A 24,659-nucleotide genomic window follows, 5' to 3' on the forward strand; every position below is an offset into this window, starting at 1 on the left:
ATATTTTGGATATAGAATTATTAAAAAAATGCTATGAAGATTTTAAATTAAATAAAAACAAATATGATAAAATGTATCAATATTATATTGGAGACTCTGATGCTATAAGGAAATATAGTGCTATGGAATATCAAGAAAGTCATAAAATGAATTTTAACTATTTAAAGAAATTTATAAAAGAAGAGGTTAGTTATAGTGTGGGAACTCCTATAGGATATATTAGCAAAACCAATGATGATAATATAATACAAGAAATAGATTATTATACATATCATTGGGATAAAAACCATGATACACAACTCATGAAAAATATGTTACTTTACAGTACAGTATATGAGTTGTACTACATTGATAAAAATGGACAATTTAATGCTAAAGTAATAACACCTCGTAATGGATATGCTTATACAGATGATTTTGGTAATATATTATATTTTCTTCATGCGTACAAACTTAAATTTGATGATAAAACATATATTGATATTTATACAGATAATGAAATATTACATTTTGACGAAGATTTTAACACAATAAGAAAAGCTGATACACATATATTTGGGCAAGTACCCGTATCACTCGGAATATTAAGTGAAGAATTAGAAAATGATACATTATTTAATGATATAGTTCAAATTCAAGATGGTTATTCAATCATAGGAAGTGATGGAGTTAATGAAATAACTAATACTAGAGCGGCTATATTAAAAGGCAAGGGATTTCAGTTAGATCCAGAACAAATTGAATATTTAAAAAAATATAGATTTGCTAATTTGCCTAAGGGTAAGGAATCAGATTTAGATTGGTTGTTAAAAAATCTTAATGCAGAATATCAGAAATTAATGTTAGAAACTTTAGAAGATAAAATGTATCAATTAAGTTTTCATATTAATAATCAAGAAAAAATGCAATCGAATACTTCAAGCTTAGCTTTGAGAAGTAGATTAATTAATCTTGAACAGAAAACTAAGCTTAATAATAAAGCTTTAATGAATGTAATAGTTAGTAGAATTAAATTCTTATTTATATATTTAAAAATATTGAAAAATAAAGATTATGATTATAGAAATATCGCTATTAAATTTAATAGTGTAATACCTTCTGATGACTTAATGATGAGTCAAATTATTTCTCAATTGGGTGACAAGATTAGTTTGAAAACAGGATTAAGCCAGCTAAGTTTTGTTGAAAATGCTGATGCTGAAATTAAGCAAATTGAGGAAGAAAACAAGAACTTACTACCTATGAGTTTAGAAAATATCTTTGATGAAGGTGAAGAATAATGACTAGAGAAGAAGAATTTATGCTAAGTTTATATGAAAATGAAATTGAGGAGGTCTATAAAGAGCAGAAGAAAAATAGAGATGAACTACTCCAAGATATAGCTTTAATAATGCTAACTTACACTATTCTCGACAATGTAATGAATATGACATCTAAGGAGAGAAATAAAGAATATGCTAAATTATCTACAATAATAATAAATATGACTAGAGGACAAGCTAAAACACAAAATAAAGTTATAAAAGATATATTGGATAATACAGTAAAAAAGACTTGTGATTTTTATAATTATAATGCTAAACAAAAAGATGTTAAAAAGGTTATAGATAAAAGTTTTAAAGGAAAACATTTTTCTAAAAGAGTATGGGAAAATGAGCAAGAAGTTGCTAAGAAACTACATAAGGAAATAGATAGATTTCTTAATGGAAAAATAAATGTAAATAAGATTAAAAAAGAGATTGAAAAAACATTTAATACCAATGTTTACAGTGCTAAAAGACTTGTGGAAACAGAAGTTAATAGATGTTCTAATGAAGCGTTTACTAGGTTCTGCGAGGAAACAGGTGTTAAAAAATTAAGATATAATGCTACTTTAGATAATAGAACTTGTGATGATTGTAGTAAATATGATGGAAATGTATATGATTTTGGGAAAGAAATAGAATTACCAAGACATCCGCTATGCCGATGTTTCTATACTATAGAAGAATAATTATAAATCTAAGTCTTAAAATAAGACTTTTTTATTTTGTCTTTTTACTTGTTAAAGACGCTAAAAAATAACATGGATAAAGTATATAGTCTACAAAGACTTTAAAAATGGAGGTTAAATAATGGAAGACAATAAAATAATGGAAAATATAGATAATAACACAAATGAATCTAGTGCAGTAGATTCTAAGGAAACTACTAAAACAGATGTAGCTACAGATAAAACAGAAACAACTAAGGAAAAGATATTTACACAAGAAGAATTAGAAAAAATAATTTCTAAACGTTTGGAAAGAGAAAGAAAAAAAGCAGATGAAGAAAAAGTAGAAGCTGAAAGACTTGCAAAAATGAGTGCAGAAGAAAGAGCCAAGGCTGAATTTGAAAAAGAAAAACAAAAGTTTGAAGAGGAAAGAAAATCTTTCTTAAAACAACAATTAGAATTACAGGTTATAAAAGAATTAACTAATAAAAATTTACCTACAGATTTTAGTAAATATCTGATAGGTGAAAATGCTGAAACTTGTATGGAAAATATAAAAACTTTTGAAGAATATTTCTCTAGTGCTGTAGAAAAACAAGTACAGGAAAGATTAAAGGGTGGATATACACCACCAAAAACAGAAATTGCTAAAACATATTCTATGGAAGATTTAAAAAATATGACACCAGAAGAAATAAATAAAAATTGGGAACAAATAAAAAGTATTAAATAGTTAGTGAAGGACTTGAAATGATACAAAGCCTACTAGCTATTTTTTATTGTCTTTTTAAAAGTTTGAATTAGACATTAAAGAAAAACAACTACTATATTTGAAAAAAGAAAGAGGTAATATATATGTCAGTTAAAAATTTTATACCACAAATATGGAGTGCTAGACTACTTGCTAACTTAGATAAGAACTTTGTTTATGCTGGAGCTGTAAATAGAGATTATGAAGGTGAAATTAAGAAGTTTGGTGATACTGTTAAAATTAATCAGATGGGAAATGTAACAGTTAAAGATTATAAAGGCACTATAGAAGACCCAGAGGAATTAACTTCTACACAAACAATACTTACAATAGACCAGGCTAAGTATTTTAACTTTAAGGTAGATGATGTGGATAAGGCTCAAGGTAATGTGGCTCTAGTAGATAAAGGAATGGATAGGGCATCAATAGCTATACAAGATATAATAGACAAATACATAGCAGCATTTGTAAAAGATGCTAAGATAAAAATGGGTTCAGCTTCTGCACCTGTTGATGTAACAGTAGCAAATGCTTATGATACTTTAGTAGATTTGGGAGTTAAACTTGATGAGAATAATGTACCAAGGGCAGGTAGATTTGCTATATTACCAGCATTTTATTTAGGATTATTAGCAAAAGATCCGAGATTTACAAAGGAATATAAGATATTAGAAAATGGGGTTGTCGAAGGTGCTACAGTTAGTGGATTTGAATTAAGAATGTCTAACAATGTACCTGTAACAACTGGAAAATATTCTATTATGGCTGGAACTGATATGGCTATTTCTTTCGCTGGACAAGTAACAGAAATAGAAGCATATAGACCTGAAAAGAGTTTTTCTGATGCTTGTAAAGGATTATATGTATATGGTGCTAAAGTAGTACAGCCAGATGCTTTAGCTTGTTTAACAGTACAACAAAAATCAATAGTTTAATAACATAGAGGGATTAATTTCCCTCTTATTTTAATGAAGGGGGAATAATAATGACTAAAGAACAAAGAAAAGCAATAAATTTAATTAGAAATTATCTTAATAAAGATTTTACAGATGAATACATATTAGAAAATTTTGATTTAGCTATAGAGCAATTGATTGATAATGCTAAGAATATATCTAATAAAAAAACTACAGGAGTTAAATCCATGTCCGAAGGTAACCAAAGTATAACTTTTGAAAGTGGAGCAGAAGCATGGACTATAACTGAAGATATTAAGTTATTACTTCCAACACCTTATGCTAGGTTATTTTAGGTGGTGATATTATGGGAGTTTTATTTAAAAAAGACACAATAACAATATATAACAAATACTATTCCACAAAAGATGACATTGATAAATACCAAAGAACAGTTATTAAAGGTGTTAATTGGCAAGGGAAGAAACATGCCACTGTAAGTGATAAAGGTTTACTCTTAGCAGATAGTACATTGATATTTATAGATAAGTTGGATAATTACATAAGTCCTAAAAAATTTGCTAAACTAAGTGATCCAGAAAGACCAAATTATTTTACTTTTACTCAAGGAGATAAAATTGTAAAAGGTGAGGTTTATTTTGAAATAACAGGTGTTAAACCCTATAGGGTAGCTGATTTAGAGCAAAATTTTGATGATGTAATAGATGTTAAATCCGTAAGTATAATGGACACACATATGGAAGTGGAGGGGGTATAGATGGCGGAATTAGTTAAATGGACAGGGAAAGCAACTATACAAATGGATGCCACTCAAAAAATACTGATGAGAAGATATATAGGAAAGAATGGGAAGGCACAAAGAAGATTTACACAAGAATGTGCTAAAACCTTTAATAATTATGTGCCTTATGATACAGGAAGGCTTAAAGACATGATGGTTGAGTTGCAAACTAGTAGGATAATCTACCACGCACCGTATGCTGAACTCCAATATTATACAAACGTAGGTATGGGAAAGCAAGGGAATAGTATAGGTGGATTGAGGGGTAAATATTGGGATAAACGTTGTTGGACAGATAGAGGAGATAAGATAGTACAAACAATAGCTGAATTTGTAGGAGGTAGGAGCAAATGATTATAGATAGTCTTAGAAATTATATAAGAAAATGCCCACACTTAGATAAATTTAATAATGCTATAAAAGTAAATATTAACTACCTCGAACCTAATGCGGATACTTATTCTATAGAAGAAGTGCCAATAGAACCTATAGTAAAAAAATACGTTAATGGTGATTCTATAAGACAATATGCTTTTGTATTTACAAGTAGAGAACCTTATGGATCAAATGTATTACAAAATATAGATAATAGTGGATTCTATGAGAAATTTGCAGAATGGATAGAAAATAATAATGATAATAATATATTTCCTAAATTAAATAATGGGATGGAAGCTATAAAAATGCAAGTGATAACAACTGGATACGCTTTTGCAGTAACAGAAGATACTGCACAATATCAGATACAATTAAAATTAAAATATTACAAGAAGAAAATATAAATTTGAAAGGAATGATTTAATAATGGCAATTAGAAAAAGAAAAATCCAAGCAAACTATTTAAAAATAGGTGAGAATTTTGAATTATTAGGTACAGGTTTTACAGAATTAAATGAAAGCCCTTCTGCACAAACAACTAGTAAAAGATATATAAATCAAGCTAGTGCTTCACAATCCGTTACAGGATATGAGTGGGGTACAAGCTTTAATGCCGATCAAATATTAAGTGAAAAAGCTATTGATTATATAAGAGAAATAGGAGAACTACAGAAGTTAGGTGAAGAAACAGAAACGGAATATATAATTGTAGATTTAGACCAAGCTGCCGAAACTAAGGGATTTAGGGCGAGAATGATTAAAATAGCTATAGCTGTAGATAGTTTCGATGACAATGATGGAGAATTAGGTGTGTCTGGAAACTTCTTAGGTATTAGTGATCCAATAGAAGGAACTTTTGATACAGAAACTAAGAAATTTACAGAAGGATTTAAAGCAAAAACAATACTGTAAGAAAGGATTTGATAATATATGAAAATTAATGGAGTAGAATTACAAGATATAGATATATTTGATGTAGAAGTAGCAGAAAAATATGAAAAGACTATGAAAAAAGTAGAGAATATAGGAAAAGAGGTAGAGGGGTTAACTTTTTCTGAAAGTATAAGAACTCAATGTAATGCTATTTTTGAAGTATTTAATTCTTTATTTGGAGAAGGTACTGATAAGAAAGTATTTGGTAACAAAGCAAATTTAGTTGTTTGTTTGAAAGCCTTTGAAGAGCTAATGCTACAAATAAATGAACAAAAAAATGAGATAGAAAAAATGCAGAATAAATATTCTCCTAATAGAGCAAGTAGACGTGCTAAAAAGTAATGAATATTCTTATAGATATTTTACCTACTACAGTAAATATAGAGGGTGTGGAATATGCTATTAATAGTGATTTTCGCACCTCTATTCTTTTTGAATTACTTATGCAAGATTCTACAATAGGAGAAGAAGAAAAAATATACATGGCTTTAGAGTTATATTATACAACTATACCACAAAACATAAATGAAGCCATAGAACAGATGTTATGGTTTTACCGTTGTGGTAAAAATGAAGTTAAAAGTAAAGGTACTGGTAAGGGTAAGAGTGTCACTCAAATATACTCTTTTGAGCATGATGATGACTATATTTATTCTGCATTTTTAGATCAATATGGAGTTGATCTACAGGATATGGAGTATTTACACTGGTGGAAGTTTAAAGCTATGTTTAAAAGTCTTAAAGAAGATAATGAGCTAGTTAAAATAATGGGTTATAGGGCAATGGATCTAAGTAAAATAAAAGATAAAGAACAAAAGAATTATTATAAAAAGATGAAAGAACTTTATAAAATTCCAACTAATATAAGTAAAAATGAAAAAGAAAAGCTTAATAAAATAGAAGAAATATTACTTAATGGTGGAGATATTAGCAAGGTGTTGTAATAAAGTTATATTATGATATATAATTATAATATATTACATAAAGGGGTGGTTGTAGTGAAATGTTCTAAATGTGGAAGTAATAATGTAAATATACAAGCTGTAACACATATTAAAAATAAAAAGCATGGTTTAATATATTGGTTGTTAATCGGTTGGTGGTTAGAGTTGCTTATGTGGATATTTTTAACAATACCATGGTTAATAATAAAAATATTTAAACCTAATAAAGTAACAAGTAAAACCCATAGTCAAGCAGTTTGTCAAAATTGTGGTAAAACATGGAGAGTATAAATTATTAGCACTTACTTATGTAGGTGTTTTTTTAATGCCAAAAATGAGGTGATAAAAATTAAAGAAGTGAGATGTCCTTATTGTAATCAGTTATTATTAAAAGCTGATTATATAAGAGGAGAAATAAAATGTACTAGATGTAAAAAAATAATTAAATTAGAAATTAATCAGAGAACAGAGCCAAACCACACCGTAGAGTAGTGAGTGAGCCTGTCTTTTTTATTTTATATAAAAGGCAGGTGAGTAATATATATGGCAGATGGAAAAATTATAATTGACACTAAGATAGATGAAAGTGGTGCCGCTAAAGGACTGAAGAAGTTAGGTAGTTTAGCTAAGGGGAGTGTAAGCATATTCACCAAGTCTTTAGCTGGTGTAGGTGCTGCAATGACAGGAATTGCTACATATGCCTATAAAGTTGGAAGTAGTTTCGAAGAGGGCATGTCTAAGGTGCAAGCAATAAGTGGTGCAACACAAAAAGATATAGATTTGTTGGGTAAGAAAGCTAAGGAAATGGGTGCTAAGACTAAGTTTAGTGCCACTGAGTCGGCTGCAGCTATGGAATATATGGCTATGGCTGGTTGGAAAACTAAAGATATGCTTGGTGGTATAGAAGGTATAATGAACCTTGCTGCTGCAAGTGGTGAAGATTTAGTTTCTACATCTGATATAGTAACTGATGCATTGACGGCATTTGGAATGCAAGCAAAAGATAGTGCTAAATTTGCTGATTTACTAGCTAGTGCCGCAAGTAATTCCAATACTAATGTAGGCATGTTAGGAGAGTCTTTTAAATATGTTGCCCCAGTTGCAGGTTCTTTAAAGATGAGTGCTAAAGATACAGCTTTTGCATTAGGATTAATGGCAAACAGCGGTATTAAAGCAAGTCAGTCTGGTACTGCATTAAGAGGTGCATTAACCAACTTGGTTAAACCTTCGGATAAAATGAAAGCAGCAATGAAAGATCTAGGAATAAGTATAACAGATAGTAATGGTAAAGTTAAGCAGGGTAAAGTATTATATGATGAACTAAGACAAAAATTTGCTAAGCTTTCTGACGCACAAAAGACACAATACGCAGCTACTATATTCGGTAAAGAAGCGATGAGTGGTATGTTAGCAATAATTAACGCAAGTGATTCTGATTATAAAAAGCTATATGAAAATCTTTCTAGCTGTGAAGGTGCTGCACAAAAAATGGCTGATACCATGAATGACAATGTTAAGGGTCAATTAACATTACTTAAGTCAGCCGCTGAAGGGCTTGGAATTGAGTTGTATGAATCCGTTAACAATCCTATGAAAGATATAATTAAATCAGCAAATAGTTTTGTGGGACAACTATCTACTGCTTTTTCCAAGGGTGGCTTTACTGGAATGGTTGGGGCAGTAGGAAATATATTTGCACAAATAATAACTAGTATAGCAGAAAAGACACCAGAATTTGTTAAATTAGGTACAGAAGTATTAAAAAGTTTTCTAGATGGTATAAAAAATAATAGAAACTCTATAGCAATGGGTGCATTTAATCTTATGCAAAGTTTTGTTGAAGGAATAATGCAATTCATACCACAGCTATTAGAAACTGCATTTCTTCTTATGGAAGAGTTCGGAAAAGGGTTAACTGACAATATACCAAATCTTATAACGAAAATTACAGAAGGAATAAATCAAATATTAAATTTATTAATGGAACATTTACCACAACTTATTGATTTAGCAGCAGATATTATAGTCAAACTAGCAGAGGGATTTAGTCAAGGTTTTCCAGCAATGCTAACTAAGATATTAGAACTGATCGTAAAGATTTGTGACAAGCTAATAGAGAATATGCCTAAGATTATAAAAGCTGGTATGGAACTATTGAAAGGATTAGTACAAGGGTTAATGGATAATTTACCCTATTTGATAGAAAATATACCAAGAATAATTAATAGCTTTATGGATGAACTGATGGCTAATTTACCACAGATACTTAAGGGCGGAGTACAAATTATACTAGCACTTATTAAAGGTTTAATAAAAGCAATTCCAACTTTAATCGCCAATATACCAGCTATTATAAAAGCTATATTTAACGCTATTACATTGTTTAACTGGGCGAGTGCAGGTAAGAATGTAATATCTAATATAGGAAAAGGATTATCTTCCATGAAAGGGAATATAGGTGGAATAGCTAAAGGTATAGGAAATGGAATTATGGAAGCTTTCAAGGGTATATTTAGTGGTGGTGCAGATATAGGTAAAAACTTGGTAAAAGGATTGTGGAATGGTATAAACGCAATGACAAATTGGGTTTTGGGACTTGTAAAAGGATTTGCTAAGGGTATTATTAAATCTATCAAAGGTATTTTTGGAATACATTCTCCAAGTAGGGTAATGAGAGATTTGATAGGTAGAAACATAGTAAAAGGTATTGGAGTAGGTGTAGACGTAGAAACTCCTAACCTAGAAGATGATATAAATACCAATATGAATGATTTGATTGGTAAAATGCAAACAACAGTGGGACTGGAAACATCTAAAGCAACTATGTGTATAAGTAATAGAGCGAACAAAGAAAATAGCATATCTACAATAACAAATAACAATGATAATGGCTTAAAAATAAATATTGAAAAGTTTGAAAATAATACAGATAAAGATCCACAAACACTTATGGAAGAATTAGAGTTTTACAGAAAACAAAATAGATTAGCAAGGGGAGGGGTATAATGGAAACAGGATTTATATGGAAAGGAATACATAGTAGTGAGAAGGGGTTGAAAATTATATCCCTTCCTAATATAAGTACTCCAGAAGAAAGAGTAGAAAAGATAGTAGTTCCAGGAAGGAATGGATATTTAACTACAGATGATAATACTTACGAAGGTGAAGTAAAAACAGTTGAATTTGACATAAAGCATAATAACTTTGATGATATGAAACAATGGCTTAATGGTAGTGGAGAGGTTATCTTTTCAAATGAAATGGATAGATACTACAAAGCTAGAATTGTAAATAAGGTAGATTTAATAAGGGTATTAGAAAAGTTTCATAGTGGAGTAGTGCAATTTGATTGTCAGCCTTTTGGATATCTAAAAGATGAATCTAATATATTTAAAATAATAGATTATAAATTTTCCAGAGATAGTAAGTCAATAAATCCTTTAGAATCATTGAATTATAGCGGTGGAACAGTTTATAAAGAAAATGAATCTATCACATTATATAAAGAATTAGCAGCTAAGCAGATAATAATAAACAATACAGGAACTATATATTCAGAACCAACTATAACTATTTGTGGAACAGGAGATATAACTATATATATTAATGAAGAAACTATAAAACTAAAGAACGTAGAAGATAAGATAACTATCAATTCTGAAATGATGGAGTGCTACAAAAATACAATGCCTTGTAACAATAAAATGTATGGTGAATTCCCTAGGTTTGAAGTAGGTGAAAATAATATAAGTTGGGAAGGAGATATAAAAACAATAGATATAAAAAAGAATACTAGATTTTTATAAGAGAGGTGCTTATTACTTCTCTTATTTTATTTTAAGGGGAGTGATAAATTGATAAGAATATATGATAAAACTGAAACTGACTTTAATCACAATGGACTATGTATATTAGATAGTTGTATTAAATGTGAAGTTGAAGAAGAGTTAAATGGGATATACAAGCTAGAATTAGAGTATCCATTGGATAGCAGGGATAAATGGAGAAATATTGTTGAAGGGAATGTTATAAAAGTTCCAACGCTACAAGGAGATCAGTTATTTAGGATATTTAAGAAAAAGAAAAATTTAAATAGTATTTCATGTATAGCATTTCATATCTTTTATGATTTGCTTGACAACTTTATAGAGGACACCAGACCAACGAATGCTACTGGCGCAAGTGCAATAGAAGATTTATTTAAGGGTACACAATACAAACATAAATTTAGTGTATCTAGTGATATAAGTAGAGTTAATACGGCTTATATTATAAGAAAAAACCCCATTGAAGCTTTATTGAGCGACGATGATAATTCATTCTTGAGTAGATGGGGTGGAGAAATAGTTAGGGATAATTTTAATATATCTATGAAAGCTCACAGGGGTGAAGATAGAGGGGTTACTATTAGATATGGAAAGAACCTTATAGGACTTGAAGAAGAAATAGACGAAAGCAATGTAATAACTAGAATTATGCCTACAGGGTTAGAAGAGAATGACACGGTTATAATGTTATCTGAAAAGTATATAGATTCACCTTTGATTAATAAATATGTACATCCAAAGATTAAACATTTTCACTTTACTGAATTAAAGGTTAATTCAGAAGAAAAAGTGACTAAGAATGATGTAATTAAAATGCTAAGGGAAAAAGTAAAAGAGCTATACGAAGTACAGAAAGTAGATATTCCTATAGTAAATTACAAAGTTGATTTTATAGAACTAAGCAAAACAAAAGAATATGAAAAATATCAGATACTAGAGAGAGTTTGGTTAGGAGATATAATAACAGTTAAGCATGAAAGACTAGGTATTAATCTAAAATCTAAAGTTATCAGTTATAAATATGACTGTATTTCTAATAGATATATTGGATTAGAGTTAGGAAACTTCATAAAAAATATAGCAGATTCCATGAGTGAACAGGATAAAAAAATAAATCAAGCTACAGATAATTTACAAAAAGCACTTTCTGAAACTGCGAAAATAATAGAAGAAAATCAAGGAAGTTTAGATAAGGCTATAGAAGATGCAACGAATAAACTTAATAATGCATTAGGTGGACATGTAGTAAAGAAAAATGATGAATTGCTTATTATGGATACTACTGATATAAACACCGCCACTAAGGTATGGAGATGGAATATGAATGGATTAGGGTATTCAAGCAATGGATATAATGGAAAGTTTGAAACTGCAATAACTATGGATGGTAAAATTATTGGTAAGTTCCTACAAGGTGAAATTATAAGAGGAGTTAGCTTACAAGGTGTTGAGATAATGAGTGTTGATAGACCCACATGGGATGGTGGTGAGCTATGGCAAAAATCAACAAATGTTTGTAAAATGACAAATGGAGGTTTAATTTTTAACAGTAGAGACATGGTCGGTAGTGTATTCGATGATAAATTAGAACTTAGTATTAGTGGATTTGGTTTGAAAACAAGTAGTTACAAAGGGTTAAATATAACCCCAGCATCAGATAAATATAAATGTGGTGTGTTGAATGTTTCTGGTACACAGGTTGACGGTTCACCGTTGAATAATCAAGGTGGTGGGATAACCATAAAAACATCACAAGGGATAAACTTAAAAACAGGTGAATTATTGTTAGATGATACTGTTTTTAAAACTCACAGTTGGATTCAAGCTGAACATACGGTTGCATCACCTAGGCAAGTGAGTCATATGGACCCAGTGTTTTATGCTTGGAGGTCAAGCGACATTCAAATGTTAGATTTAAAAAATGGTTGGATTAGTAAAGATTCATACCCTTATAGTCCACGTTATTTTGTAGATTCATCTGGTGTTATGCATTTAATGGGTAGAGTGTATTATGGAAAAGTAGATAGTATAATTGCAACAATTGATGGTAATCCATATCAAGCTGCCTACATGAGATTTTTGGTGAGGAGTGGAGCGGCAACACCAGCTGGAATAGATATAGACGGGAAAGGAAATATTATTTTTAGGTTTGGAAACGCAGCTGAATGGATACAACTTGATGGAATTAGCTTTAAGGTATATACGTAGGAGGTAAGTAAATGATTATTAAGCAAGAAGTTAGATTATATAAATTAGATGAAAATGGCTTTTTTGAGGACTATGAAAGAATGGAACTTGATTTTGATACCGAAACAACGAAAATTATCAATATTCCACAAGGTTATGTTGAGTATAGTTGGATGCATCAAAACCCAGAACAACGATGGTTTACACCTAAGTATGATTTTGAGTTAGGTAGATGGGTTGAATCGCTTACGAATGAAGAAATTGAGGAGTATAATAAGCCAGTTGAAAAAGAAAAAGAAGTAAAAAATGAAGAAATAAAAAAACAATTATTAGATTTACAGAACTATATAATATCTAAAGAATATGTAAATTTAATTAATGTAGGAGGTAAGAGCAATGCTTTATAACTTATTGAATAATTTAATCACCAATAATTATTTTGAAAAAGAAGATATAACCAATAAACTAAATGTATTTTTAACATTTAATCAAATCACTATGGGGCAATATAAGGAATTAATGAGTAAAGTTAATCCAGAGGTGATATAAAAATGGCGATTTATATAGGCGGAGATACTGAAACCTTAGAATACTCAACGTTATTTAAAGAAGCAAATGAGCCACATCCAGTTAAAATATGGCGTTCATGTGCAAAAGAATTAATACCACCTTCTAAAACAGGTAAACCAAATGATGGATGGGATGACTATTATGATAAAGATCAAGGTGTTATTGATAAAATTAGTAAATTAGACAATGATTATTATGAGTACAATTCTTCTAGTCATGATGGAGTAAGAGAATCAGGAAGATATGCTCAAATAATGCTAGAAGTTGATTTAACTCAATATTGCCAAGATAGATTTAATGGTAATAACAATTTATTAAGAGAAAACTTTAAATCAGCTACTATTACTACCTATGCTATGGGTAGTGGAGTAGTAGATGCAGTTAAATATGGCTGTGAAGTTTATGTATATGGTTGGGATAAATGGAATGGAGATAATAAAAATCACACAAATGAAATAAAAGAAATTACATTTGGAGTAGACAGATTTCAATACATTCAAACTAATAATAAAATATATATTCTAATTAAATCCTTACATCCATCAGATACTAACATTACTAGTACCTTATCTTTAGATTACTTCAATATCAAACTAGAATTCAAAAGAGATCCTGACAAAGTAGAATCCATTGATATTGAGTTAACTGATAAGTGGGCAATACAAGGTGAATTTTATCCTAGTTTTGAAAGTGGACAAACATCTGATAAAGTAAGAGGTATTTTTGATATTAGAAATACTAATAATGTAAATAGATTTTATTTTGAATTAAGTAGAGATGGTACTAAGCTTACTTTGGCTGCTATGTTAAATTATAAGGGAATAGGTAATGCAGTATTTGATGTTAATTTTAAAAAATGGCAAAATATTAGATTTGTTTTACAAAGGAATAAAAAAGAATTTACAGTTTGTATACTAATCAATGGAGAACTTAAAACACAAAAATTTACTACTAAAGATGATGCTATAACAGGTAATTTAAAATTTGATATAGGTTCAGTTCTTGGTGGAACATTTTACAGTAATTCCTTTATAGATAATTTTAAGCTATATAGCAACCAAACATTTTCCGAATCTGAAATGGAAGAAATATTAAGGGAGAGTAAAAATCTGATTCCTAAATTTAATGAAAAAGATGAAAATGGTAAGCCACTTTGGAGTATAAATCCTAATACTACTGTTAGTGAAGATGGTAATTCTATTGTGGTAAATACAACAATACCATGGGCAAATAATTATATAATGTTACCAATTTTCCCTAATAATAAATATAAATTAACTAGTGTAAAATCTGAAAATGCCTATTTTGATGTAGATTTTTATTATAATAATATAATTGCATTGGACAACTCGAGTAAAAACGAAAATATTATAGAGTTTATTACACCTAGAAATTGTAATCTTGTTAGAATAAACTGTGGTAACAGAGAACAAGGTACATTCACATTTTCAGATTTAGAACTAAAATTAGTACAATAATAATGTATATCATATATTAATCTTTAGAATATTTTACATATAATCCCTTGACATTGGCTTATAATTGTAGTATATTATAGACATAATAAAAATTAATGTTGAGTGTTTCACTACTTTAAATGTGAATTTTAATGATTGAGTGTTTCGCCACTTATGAGAAGTGCGAATTTTAATGTTGAGTGTTTCACTACTTTAAATGTGAATTTTAATGATTGTAAAGAGGTTTGAATTTAAATATTCTCACCTCTTTTATCATGTATGGGGGAAGTTATGGGAAGGCTAAAGTTTTATGAAGTAGACAGTGAGTATTTAGATTTTTTGCAGAAGTCAGAAATAGATGAACGGGGTTTTACCAAAGTTCCATATCATAACTATGAGAACAATAATAAGTTTGTGTGTGGAGTAGTACTTAGTTTTGAAAATTTTAATTATTATGCTCCAATTTCTTCTTATTCAATACAACAAAAGGATAATATTTTAATAAAAGACAAAAAAGGTAAGGTAAAAGGTTCTATAAGGTTTAATTATATGTTTCCAGTCCCATATACGTGTTTAAAATGCAAAGATTTTTCAAAAGAAAAATCTGAATCATATAAACACTTGTTATTTACAGAATATAAATTTTGTGTAGAAAAGCAAGAAGAAATCAAAAACAAAGCAAAGAGGACTTATAAAAAGGTTGTTAATAAACTTAGTCCAAGCCTATTAAAAAATAGTTGTGATTTTAAATTATTAGAACAAAAATGTATAGAATATTGTATTAAGAACAACATACAACATAAAGAAATTGAAGTGGACAAAGAAGTTGCTGCTACAAAGTTAAAGAAAACTACATAATATATTTACAATAAAACTGCTAACAAATTAAAAGTTAGGAGTTTTTTTATTTTTTGAAATAAATAAAGAGGAGGTTGAAAAAATGAAAGAAATAACAGATATAATATCAACGGTTGGATTTCCAATCGCATGTACATTAGGATTAGGGTGGTTTGTATATATCCTATTTGGAAAAATGATGGAAAGTAATAGAGAAGATAAAGAAAAAATGTATGAAGTAAATAAAGAAGATAAGGAAAGACTTTATAAAGAAATTAGCTATAATAGGGAAGTTAACCAGGAGTTATTGGAGACTAATAGAATTTTAGCTACTGATATAAAAAAAGATGTCGAGGATATTAAGATTGGAATTGGGATTGGGAATATGAGTTTAAAAAAGGATAGAGAGGTGGTTTAAATGTCTATATATGGAATAGATGCTGGGCATTGTTTAAGTGGTGCAGATACAGGAGCACAAGGTAATGGATTAAGAGAAGAATTAATGACTAGAGAAATTGCAAATGAGGTTAGTAGGAGGTTACAATCACTAGGACATAAAGTTATTAATTGTACTCGAAATAGTGCAGGAAGTGTAAGGGAAAGTCTAAATTATAGGGTTAACACTGCGAATAACTCAAATGTTGATATGTTTGTATCTATACATATAAATGCTGGTGGTGGCAAGGGTAGTGAAATATATACATATGGTGGTAAACAATTAGTAGAAGCTAATAATATATTGAAGAATTTAGAAGGCTTAGGATTTTATAATCGTGGTATTAAGAATGGATCTAATCTAGCAGTTATAAGAGGTACTAGAATGAAATCAATGCTTATAGAAGTTTGTTTTATTGATACATTATCAGATGTGAATTTATATAGGAGCTTAGGTGTTAGTAAAATAGCAGATGCAATCGTTAAAGGTTTAGTAGGAGAAAGTGTTTCAAATACAACACAAAATAGAAGTATAAACAATACTAATTTAGATGGTAAAGTTGGATATTGTACAGGTAATGATGTAAGAATCAGAGATGCCAGAAATAGAGATCACATTTTAGGACATTTATATAGGGGTGACAAGGTTAAATTGTTTAGGAAAGAGGGAGATTGGATGCATATCTATTATCCGCCTCATGGTGGTTATGTTCATGCCAAGTATATTAAATATTAAGGGAGGTCTATATGGAATTTGTTAAGAATTTTCTACAGATTAAAAAGATAATAGCTTTAATGTTAACTATAGTGTTCGTGATATTAAGTTTAAGAAGAGATATATCAAGTGTAGAATTTTTAACCATATTTAGCATGGTTATAGGTACATATTTTGGAGCTAGTAGTACAAGACAGGCTATTAAAGAGAATAAATAACTTTAAGGGATATTTTACGTTATATATTAATGTAAAATATCCCTTTTTTCTTTTTTGTATAATTAATTATATATGTAGTACTAATGTAATACTAAAACAGTACTATTGTACCACTATTTTAGTACTGTTTTAATACTATTATAGTAACTCAATAGCAATTATTATAGATATACCACTATTGTAGTACTATTATAATGGCATTGTAGTATTACAATAGTGGTATAAAATTAATCATAAATTAAAAAGCAATATTGCTTTTTACTAAACTTTAATTAGTAAAGCCAAAATTGGATTTACCTCATAGTTAACAAAGTCCAATATTGGATTTTGATAATGAATACATTAACAATTCGACACAAGTGGCGAAAGGTGATTTTGCTTTTAGGTAGGTACAATTTTGCACTTACCTAACGTGGAGTTTATATCTTCACATTTAAAATCCGCTACGACAACGTGCCACTCACAGTTGCACGACTAAAAAGGTCACCATAATTTTATGGTGAGTGGGACTAATTAACCACGTGGAATTTCCCCTTGGTATTAAAAATTCGGATGTAGCGTTCTACCACATTCCCAAAATGGGTGTGAGATTTAAACATACTAAGTTTAACTTAGTATCCTCTTTCAACATCTTAAGTTTAACTTAGTATGCTCATTTTAGGTCATAATATTCCCTTACCTATTGGCTTTTTAAAATGGCTCAACCGTGCCGTTTATAGAGGTCGAATTGATTAGCCACGCTAATCACACTATCAATTGATTAATAGTGTGTACTATAGTGGTAATTAGAGTGTAAATTATTAATCAAACTATAATGTTAGATAAAAATCTGTACAGAAATCAAAATTGAAAGCTAAATTAGCTTTGAATGAAGGTAAAATTCTCATGAGTAAAATTGCAAGCATCATAAGTTTAACTTATGATGATCCATCAGCATCCTAAATAAAATAAAAAAATATATTGTAATATTTAATTTTATAGTATAACACATTTATTTTATGGTATAATTTATAATATGTGTATGGAATAAAATCGATAATTGAATATATAAATGTGACCAATGACCTTCCTAGATGGCTTAATTATTGAAATACATGGTGTTAAGGGCATGGAATTTAAAAACGTATTTTTAATAAATATAAATGAAGAAATAATCCCACATAGTAATTCTATGGAATCAAAGGAAAATATAGAAGAAGAAAGAAGACTGTTTTATGTGGGAGTTACTCGTACTATGGAAAATTTATTTATAGGAACATTAAGAACTATTAAAGGAAAAGGAATTAAACCATCAAGATTTTTAAAGGAAATGGATATTGAAGGAAAGGAAATCGGCAATTTCGAAGTGGGTTCTAAAATTAATCACAAAGTTTTAGGACAAGGGGAAGTGCTTAACGTAAATGAAAACATTATAAATATTTTATTTAATGATGGTATAGAAAGAAAGTTGGATTTCTCTGTAAGTTATTATGGTGGACTTATAGAAAAAATTGAATAAATATAAAAATTATCATAGTAAATCAATAAATGTGTTACATTATTTATTTTTTTATTATGTAATAATACTAGGAAAACATAAAATAATTGACTTGATTATACAATGTGATATACTTAAAATGGGTTGTTGTAGATGGGAGGCGATGAAATGATATCTTTCAAAGTTATGTGGGAAGATGTTAAAGAATTAATTTCTAAAGGCGGAGAATTAGAAATCGATATAATAGAAAAATATAATACAGGTTTTACTGTAAAAGAAAAAGATAATATTACATTTATAACTAAGGATGACTTTGTAGATCTTTGGTGTAAAATGCTATATTATAATGAAGTTCCTATAAATTTAGAAGATAATACAAATCCTAAGGAAAGATATCTTTATAATATTTTAAGGAAGCTTCCATATATAGATGATAATTCAGGTATATTAAAAATAATAAAGTAATAAAAAGACTTTTACACATATAAGCATATTATAAACACTTCAAAAGTTGCTTTAAAAAAATTAATATTATATAATATTTTAATCAAGCTCATATTTTTATAATATGGGCTTAATTACTATTTCCTAAAGGGAGAGAATAATATGGATTTTTTAAAAAAGGCGCAAGAAATTAAAGAACTTTTAATAGATACAAGAAGAGATTTTCATGAGAATCCTGAACTAGATTTTCAGCTATACAGAACTAGTGGGAAGGTAAAAGAGTTTTTAGAAAAAGAAGGTATAGAATACTACGAATGCGCAGAAACTGGTATATGTGCAACTATTAGAGGTAGAGGTGAAAAAACTGTAGCCTTAAGAGGAGATATGGATGCCTTACCTATAATAGAGAATAACTCTTGTGAATATAAATCAAAGAATCATGGAGTTATGCATGCCTGTGGACACGATGCACATACTACAATGGTTCTTGGAGCGGCTAAAATATTAAATTCCATTAAGGATTCCTTAAATGGTAATGTAAAACTTTTATTTGAACCAGCAGAGGAGACTACTGGTGGAGCAAAAGTTATGGTTAAAGAAGGAGTAGTAGAAGATGTAGATGCAGTAATTGGACTTCATGTAGAAGAATGGCTTGAAAAAGGTAAAATAGGTATAAAAAAAGGTGTGGTAAATGCCGCATCTAATCCATTTACTATTAAGATAACTGGAAAGGGTGGTCATGGGGCAGCTCCACAATACACAGTAGATCCTATAGTAATTGCATCAAATGTAATTATAAATCTTCAAAATATAATAAGTCGAGAACTTCCACCAACAGATGCAGGAGTGATTACCATAGGTTCTATTCATGGAGGAACAGCTCAAAATATAATTCCAAGTGAAGTTATTTTAAATGGAATAATAAGAACAGTTAGAACAGAACACAGGGAATATGTGAAAAAAAGATTAGTAGAAATTACAGAGGGCATAGTTAAGCCCATGAGAGGAAAATGTGAAATCGAAATCGAAGAAAGTTATCCTTGTCTTTATAATAATGATGAAATGTATGATATTTTAATTAATTCAGCAGAAAAGGTTATAGGTAATAAGAATATAGATATTCTAGATGCTCCAAGTATGGGGGTTGAGAGTTTTGCTTATTTTGCTATGGAAAAGCCTTCTGTATTTTATTATTTAGGTTGCAGAAATGAAGAAAAAGGAATAATATATCCTGCACATAGTGATAAATTTAATATTGATGAGGATTGTTTAACTATAGGTACGGCAATACACTGTCAGGCTGTAGCTGATTTTTTAAATAGATAGTATGGAAATATGTAAATTATTATAATATAATTAACTTTACTATGAAGTATAGAATTAAAAATTTTTATAGTGTATAATATTTTAAGTCCTTGTAAAAACAAAGGAACTCTAGGAGGAAAAACATGAAAGTAGAAATAGGAATTAACGAAGCAGATCAGAGATTAGATAAATTTTGTAGAAAATTATGTAAAGACGTTCCTTTAAGCGCTATTTACAGGGGAATACGAAAAGGCGATATTAAGATAAATGGCAAGAAATCAAAAGAAAAATACGTTCTAAATGTAGGAGATACTTTAGAAATCAGAAACATACAATATAAAAGTGAGAAAAAAGACTTTATAAAAGTAGAAAAGAATGGATTAAAAATAACATATGAGGATAGTAATATACTATTAGTTGAAAAGTGGCCAGGAATTTTAGTTCATTCAGATAAAAACGTAGGTGAGATAACCTTAACTGATCATGTACTTTCTTATTTACATGAGAAAGGGGATTATGCTAAAGAAAGCGAATTAGTTTTTAGACCATCATCTTGCAATAGATTAGATAAAAATACATCTGGTATAGTTATCTTTGGAAAGACATTTGCAGCTACAAAAGCTATGAATGAAATGTTAAGGGAAAGAAAAGTAGATAAATATTATGTAGCCATAGTTAAAGGTAGAATAAAAGAGGGTTTAAAAGAAGCTTATATTGAAAAAAATCATACAAGTAATACATCTAAGGTAACTTTTAACAATGCAGCTAATAGCAAAAAAATTGCTATGGAAGTTAAAACCTTAGAAACTGTTGGCTCTTATTCATTTATAGAAATTAAACTTTTAACAGGAAGAAGCCACCAAATAAGAGCTCATTTAAGTACACTTGGTAATCCTATTTTAGGAGATCCTAAGTATGGAGACAAGAAGATAAATGATTATTTTCATAATAAATACGGATTAAATTATCAATTCTTATATTCTTATAAGCTTATTTTTAAAGAATGTAGTGGGGAACTTGAGTATTTACAAAACAAGACTATAGCAGAAAGCTTACCTCCAATATTTAAAAGGATAAAAAAGGATATAATGAAGTTTTAAAAGTTAAAGGGTGTGGATTATGAGTGATATAGCGGTAGAACAACAATCAACTACCAAAGGTTTTGCCATATTGTCTATGGCAGGCCTTGTAGTTAAAGTATTATCTCTTTTTTATGCACCGCTCCTAAGAAGAGTTTTAGGGGATGCGGGCATAGGTATATATAGCTATGCTTACAATATCTATGTATTTCTTTATGTTATAACTAACTCAGGAATACCCGTTGCTATTTCAAAAAATATTTCAGAGTTAATAGCCGTAGGTAATTATAGAGATGCTGTTAGAAGTTTTAAAATTGCAAGAAGACTCTTATTTTTTATTGGTGGAGTTTTATCTTTATTTATGTTTATATATGCTAAAGGGTTAAGTGAATTTATAGGAAGCCCTAGTTCAAGGCTTGCTGTAATGTCTCTTGCACCTACACTTTTAGTAACATCGATTTTAAGTACATATAGAGGATATTTCCAAGGTAGAGGAAATATGACTCCAACAGCAGTATCTCAAGTTTTTGAACAGATTTTTAATATTTTATTTAGTTTAGCTTTTGCGTACTATCTTAACTTACTCTTTGGGTTAGAGGCAGGAGTTGCAGGGGGTACAATAGGAACTTTTGTAGGAGCTTTAGTTGCTGTATGTATATTAATTTTTTATTATAAAAAAAATAAAAAGATAAAGATGCCGAAGGTTGGGAATTTAAATGTTAAAAGACAGAGCTCTAAAAAGCTTCTAAAAAATATAATAGCATATTCTCTTCCTATGACCATATGCATCGCAATGCAAAATGCAGGGCTCATTATAGATGGTAAAATAGCTAAATTCAGACTTTTAGATATTGGATATAATGTAAGGACTGCGAATATTATGTGGGGTTGGATATATCAATATACTACACTTATTGGAGTACCTATAATTATAATAATGTCACTTGCAGCAGCTATACTGCCAGCTATATCCAGTGCAGCCGCTTTAAAAGATCGTAAGGCACTAAATAGCAATGTAAATTATGCCTTTAAATTATGTTTCTTGCTTTCTATACCATCAGCTTTTGGTTTTCTTGTTTTAAGTGAGCCAATATGTATGCTTTTGGGATATAGTAGTCATGCAGCAACACTATTATCTATAGGAGCATTTAATTTAATATTAATGTCTGTTTTGCAGATTCAAACATCTATATTGCAAGGTATAGGTAAAATTTATCTTGTAACCTTCTATAGTGTTTTAGGTCTTCTAGGAAAAATAGTTGTTAACTATATCTTTATTGGAATACCGTTTATAGGGATAAAAGGAATACTATTAGGCAACTTTGTATGTTTCTTAATACCAATTATATTAAGTGCTAAGGCTATAAGAAAAAGTTTAAGAGTTAAATTTAACTTATTAAGAAAATCTAAGAAGATATTTTTCGCATCTGCAGTTATGGGACTTGTTGTGTATCTTAGTTACTACATATTACATACATTATCAATCATGGTTTTTGGAAGAGGATATTTGATAAATGCTGTAGCCACATTTATATCTATAATAGTGGGAGCGTTTATATATTTATATGTTCTTATTTTAACTGGTGGAATTAGAAAAAGAGACTTAAATATATTCCCCGCAAAAGTAGTTAGGATGATTCCAAAATTTATGATACAAGATTTAGTAGAATAATTGGTTTTTTAAAATTAAACTTATTTTAATAATTTTAAATAAAAAAATAGCACTTTTTATCATTGTGGAGCTTTGAATTTCCTTTGATAAATTAAAGTGCTATTTTTATTATAATTACATTAAGATTCTTGCTTTTGTATTAAAAATACAGATAAAAAGAATATAGAAAAACCCATAAAAATTATAAGTGTATTTTTAAAAATCATATTACTGTTAGGTATAATAGAGTCTAATAATTGAATACAAAAGTATATTAAAAACGTTAAAAGTATATTTATAACTATATTGCCAAAATTAAATTCTATAGGACAAAACTTATAAATATCTCTAAAGTTTAAAATAAGTGATATAATGGAAACTATTAAAAATGTAATTCCATAGCCATATATATTTATAGAAGGAATACCTAATAATATATAAAATAAGAATACTTGAAGAATAGAGGTAATAAGAGAATTAATAAGTACTCTTTTCTGTTTTCCAATTCCATTTAATATGCTATAACCAGAGGCAGCCATATAGGTAAAAGGAGCGGAAAGGGATGCAAGTTTTATATATTCTCCGAGATCATTTCTTCCAAAGAACATAATTCCTAAATTATTTGGTATGGTAAGACATATAATTAGATTTCCAAGTCCTAGTAAAAGAGAAATTTGCATAACTTCCTTTATTCTGTTTTCTAATGCATAAAAGTCATTTACAGCTATGCTTTTAGAAATATCCGGAATAAGTAGTGTTGATATTGAAAAAATTATTGTCATAGGAAAAAATACAATAGTAAGAGCCATACCAGAAAATCTACCTATCATACCTAGAGCCACTTTATAATCTATGCCAGCAGATACTAATCTTCTAGGAATCAATAGTGTAGAAAAAGAGGATATTGCTGTGGTTAAAAAACCATTTATACATAGTGGAATTGCTAAAATTAATATATTAAATAAAAGCTGAAAGCCTGTTTCTATATTTTTAGTACTAGGGGTATTTGGAATCTTATTATTTGTTTTATAATAAATAAATAAAAGTATAAAACTCAAAAGTTCACCTAGGCTTAAGGCAATATAAGTTACTGTTACGGTATAAGTTATGTTTTTAAGCGAAAGAACTTTAATAAGTCCTACTATGGCTATCATACGAACGGCTTTTTCAAAAACATCTATGTACGCTGGTACCTTTACTTTAGATATACCAAAAAAGTATCCTTTATAAATAGATGATAAAGCTACAAAAATTAATGCTGGGGCAATGGCCCAAAGAGAATATAAACTTCTGTTATCTCGTATAATGAATTTTGAAATAGATGGGGAAAATAATAAAAATAGTCCACTAATTATAAATGCCCATATTAAATCAAAAATAAATGAAATCCGAACGGTTTTTCTTAAGTTTGCATAGTCATTTCTATTGTAATAAAAAGATGCTTCTTTAGATAAGGAAGTTACCATTCCACCACAAATAAGACAACAAAATAGATCATATATAGGCATTATAAGCGCATAAAGGCCTAGGCCTTCTGCCCCAAGTTCCCTAGATAATATAATTGAAAATAGAAATTTTAAAACTCCTGTAGTAAGGTTTGAAAGTGTTAGTATAAAAGAATTTCTATAAAAGTCATCCCTACTCATTTAATCCTCCTTAAGAATGAAGTGTTACCTTAAAAAAATACATATATAATAATATGAATATAAAAAATATATATGATTAAAATTAAGGTGGTTTCTTTTCATATATTTACCTTTATAAAAATATATATTAAATAT

The 24,659-nt window shown here is 29.0% G+C and carries 29 protein-coding genes; 28 read left to right on the forward strand and 1 reads right to left on the reverse strand.

Annotated elements, in window-relative coordinates; translation table 11 throughout:
• The first annotated feature begins 5 nt into the window (after positions 1–5).
• The 28 genes from FGL08_RS04865 to FGL08_RS04995 all read left to right on the forward strand — a co-directional run bounded on the left by FGL08_RS04865 (position 6) and on the right by FGL08_RS04995 (position 22,899).
• Entirely contained in the window at positions 6–1,280 is a 1,275-nt protein-coding gene (locus FGL08_RS04865; RefSeq protein WP_243117943.1) for a phage portal protein, read from the forward strand.
• Positions 1,280–1,993 carry a minor capsid protein gene (locus tag FGL08_RS04870; RefSeq protein WP_138209707.1) on the forward strand — a complete coding sequence of 238 codons (714 nt, stop codon included), beginning with the start codon at positions 1,280–1,282 and terminating at the stop codon, positions 1,991–1,993. The genes FGL08_RS04865 and FGL08_RS04870 overlap by 1 nt, the downstream gene beginning before the upstream one ends.
• Before the next feature lie 121 nt (positions 1,994–2,114).
• Positions 2,115–2,705 (forward strand): DUF4355 domain-containing protein, encoded by a 591-nt coding sequence (locus FGL08_RS04875; protein WP_138209708.1) that lies wholly within the window; start codon positions 2,115–2,117, stop codon positions 2,703–2,705.
• A 122-nt stretch (positions 2,706–2,827) separates the two neighbouring features.
• Positions 2,828–3,658, forward strand: coding sequence for a major capsid protein (locus FGL08_RS04880; RefSeq protein ID WP_138209709.1), 831 nt, complete (start codon positions 2,828–2,830; stop codon positions 3,656–3,658).
• Positions 3,659–3,708: 50 nt separating this feature from the next.
• On the forward strand, positions 3,709–3,975 hold the full coding sequence (locus FGL08_RS04885; RefSeq protein WP_138209710.1) for a hypothetical protein: 267 nt from the start codon (positions 3,709–3,711) through the stop codon (positions 3,973–3,975).
• A gap of 11 nt (positions 3,976–3,986) precedes the next feature.
• Positions 3,987–4,397 (forward strand): DUF6751 family protein, encoded by a 411-nt coding sequence (locus FGL08_RS04890; protein WP_138209711.1) that lies wholly within the window; start codon positions 3,987–3,989, stop codon positions 4,395–4,397.
• Entirely contained in the window at positions 4,398–4,775 is a 378-nt protein-coding gene (locus FGL08_RS04895; RefSeq protein ID WP_138209712.1) for a minor capsid protein, read from the forward strand.
• Positions 4,772–5,203 (forward strand): chloramphenicol resistance protein, encoded by a 432-nt coding sequence (locus FGL08_RS04900; RefSeq protein WP_138209713.1) that lies wholly within the window; start codon positions 4,772–4,774, stop codon positions 5,201–5,203. The genes FGL08_RS04895 and FGL08_RS04900 overlap by 4 nt, the downstream gene beginning before the upstream one ends.
• A gap of 22 nt (positions 5,204–5,225) precedes the next feature.
• Positions 5,226–5,711, forward strand: coding sequence for a hypothetical protein (locus tag FGL08_RS04905; protein WP_138209714.1), 486 nt, complete (start codon positions 5,226–5,228; stop codon positions 5,709–5,711).
• A gap of 18 nt (positions 5,712–5,729) precedes the next feature.
• Positions 5,730–6,074: a DUF6673 family protein gene (locus tag FGL08_RS04910; protein ID WP_138209715.1), complete on the forward strand. Its 345-nt coding sequence runs from the start codon at positions 5,730–5,732 to the stop codon at positions 6,072–6,074.
• On the forward strand, positions 6,074–6,676 hold the full coding sequence (locus FGL08_RS04915) for a bacteriophage Gp15 family protein (protein ID WP_138209716.1): 603 nt from the start codon (positions 6,074–6,076) through the stop codon (positions 6,674–6,676). Before FGL08_RS04910 ends, FGL08_RS04915 begins: the two co-directional genes overlap by 1 nt.
• Before the next feature lie 54 nt (positions 6,677–6,730).
• Complete coding sequence (locus tag FGL08_RS04920; RefSeq protein ID WP_138209717.1) at positions 6,731–6,967, forward strand: hypothetical protein; 237 nt, start codon at positions 6,731–6,733, stop codon at positions 6,965–6,967.
• Positions 6,968–7,033: 66 nt separating this feature from the next.
• Positions 7,034–7,168 carry a Com family DNA-binding transcriptional regulator gene (locus tag FGL08_RS04925; protein WP_341472373.1) on the forward strand — a complete coding sequence of 45 codons (135 nt, stop codon included), beginning with the start codon at positions 7,034–7,036 and terminating at the stop codon, positions 7,166–7,168.
• A 51-nt stretch (positions 7,169–7,219) separates the two neighbouring features.
• Positions 7,220–9,682: a phage tail tape measure protein gene (locus FGL08_RS04930; protein ID WP_138209718.1), complete on the forward strand. Its 2,463-nt coding sequence runs from the start codon at positions 7,220–7,222 to the stop codon at positions 9,680–9,682.
• Positions 9,682–10,482: a distal tail protein Dit gene (locus tag FGL08_RS04935; protein WP_138209719.1), complete on the forward strand. Its 801-nt coding sequence runs from the start codon at positions 9,682–9,684 to the stop codon at positions 10,480–10,482. The genes FGL08_RS04930 and FGL08_RS04935 overlap by 1 nt, the downstream gene beginning before the upstream one ends.
• A gap of 48 nt (positions 10,483–10,530) precedes the next feature.
• Positions 10,531–12,711 carry a phage tail spike protein gene (locus FGL08_RS04940; RefSeq protein WP_138209720.1) on the forward strand — a complete coding sequence of 727 codons (2,181 nt, stop codon included), beginning with the start codon at positions 10,531–10,533 and terminating at the stop codon, positions 12,709–12,711.
• 11 nt (positions 12,712–12,722) lie between these two features.
• Positions 12,723–13,097, forward strand: coding sequence for a YomQ N-terminal domain-containing protein (locus FGL08_RS04945; protein WP_138209721.1), 375 nt, complete (start codon positions 12,723–12,725; stop codon positions 13,095–13,097).
• Entirely contained in the window at positions 13,087–13,239 is a 153-nt protein-coding gene (locus FGL08_RS13335; RefSeq protein WP_171011979.1) for a hypothetical protein, read from the forward strand. The genes FGL08_RS04945 and FGL08_RS13335 overlap by 11 nt, the downstream gene beginning before the upstream one ends.
• A 2-nt stretch (positions 13,240–13,241) precedes the next feature.
• A complete protein-coding gene (locus FGL08_RS04950) occupies positions 13,242–14,738 on the forward strand; it encodes a hypothetical protein (protein WP_138209722.1) in 1,497 nt (498 codons plus the stop codon).
• A gap of 270 nt (positions 14,739–15,008) precedes the next feature.
• Positions 15,009–15,575: a type III toxin-antitoxin system ToxN/AbiQ family toxin gene (locus FGL08_RS04955; RefSeq protein ID WP_138209723.1), complete on the forward strand. Its 567-nt coding sequence runs from the start codon at positions 15,009–15,011 to the stop codon at positions 15,573–15,575.
• Between the two features lie 82 nt (positions 15,576–15,657).
• On the forward strand, positions 15,658–15,972 hold the full coding sequence (locus FGL08_RS04960; RefSeq protein WP_138209724.1) for a hypothetical protein: 315 nt from the start codon (positions 15,658–15,660) through the stop codon (positions 15,970–15,972).
• The gene (locus tag FGL08_RS04965) at positions 15,973–16,725 is read left to right on the forward strand and encodes an N-acetylmuramoyl-L-alanine amidase (RefSeq protein WP_138209725.1); all 753 of its coding nucleotides are present in this window, start codon (positions 15,973–15,975) and stop codon (positions 16,723–16,725) included.
• Between the two features lie 11 nt (positions 16,726–16,736).
• Positions 16,737–16,922: a hypothetical protein gene (locus tag FGL08_RS04970; RefSeq protein WP_138209726.1), complete on the forward strand. Its 186-nt coding sequence runs from the start codon at positions 16,737–16,739 to the stop codon at positions 16,920–16,922.
• A gap of 1,060 nt (positions 16,923–17,982) precedes the next feature.
• Positions 17,983–18,420 (forward strand): 3'-5' exonuclease, encoded by a 438-nt coding sequence (locus FGL08_RS04975; protein ID WP_138209727.1) that lies wholly within the window; start codon positions 17,983–17,985, stop codon positions 18,418–18,420.
• 147 nt (positions 18,421–18,567) lie between these two features.
• Positions 18,568–18,864, forward strand: coding sequence for a hypothetical protein (locus FGL08_RS04980; RefSeq protein ID WP_138209728.1), 297 nt, complete (start codon positions 18,568–18,570; stop codon positions 18,862–18,864).
• Between the two features lie 141 nt (positions 18,865–19,005).
• Complete coding sequence (locus FGL08_RS04985; protein WP_138209729.1) at positions 19,006–20,169, forward strand: M20 metallopeptidase family protein; 1,164 nt, start codon at positions 19,006–19,008, stop codon at positions 20,167–20,169.
• 122 nt (positions 20,170–20,291) lie between these two features.
• On the forward strand, positions 20,292–21,248 hold the full coding sequence (locus FGL08_RS04990; protein WP_138209730.1) for an RluA family pseudouridine synthase: 957 nt from the start codon (positions 20,292–20,294) through the stop codon (positions 21,246–21,248).
• Between the two features lie 19 nt (positions 21,249–21,267).
• Positions 21,268–22,899: a putative polysaccharide biosynthesis protein gene (locus tag FGL08_RS04995; RefSeq protein ID WP_138209731.1), complete on the forward strand. Its 1,632-nt coding sequence runs from the start codon at positions 21,268–21,270 to the stop codon at positions 22,897–22,899.
• 119 nt (positions 22,900–23,018) lie between these two features.
• Here FGL08_RS04995 and spoVB read toward each other — a convergent pair whose 3' ends face one another.
• The gene (spoVB, locus tag FGL08_RS05000) at positions 23,019–24,524 is read right to left on the reverse strand and encodes a stage V sporulation protein B (RefSeq protein ID WP_138209732.1); all 1,506 of its coding nucleotides are present in this window, start codon (positions 24,522–24,524) and stop codon (positions 23,019–23,021) included.
• Positions 24,525–24,659: the final 135 nt, after the last annotated feature.

Source organism: Hathewaya histolytica, from assembly GCF_901482605.1.
GTDB classification, from domain to species: Bacteria; Bacillota; Clostridia; order Clostridiales; family Clostridiaceae; genus Hathewaya; species Hathewaya histolytica.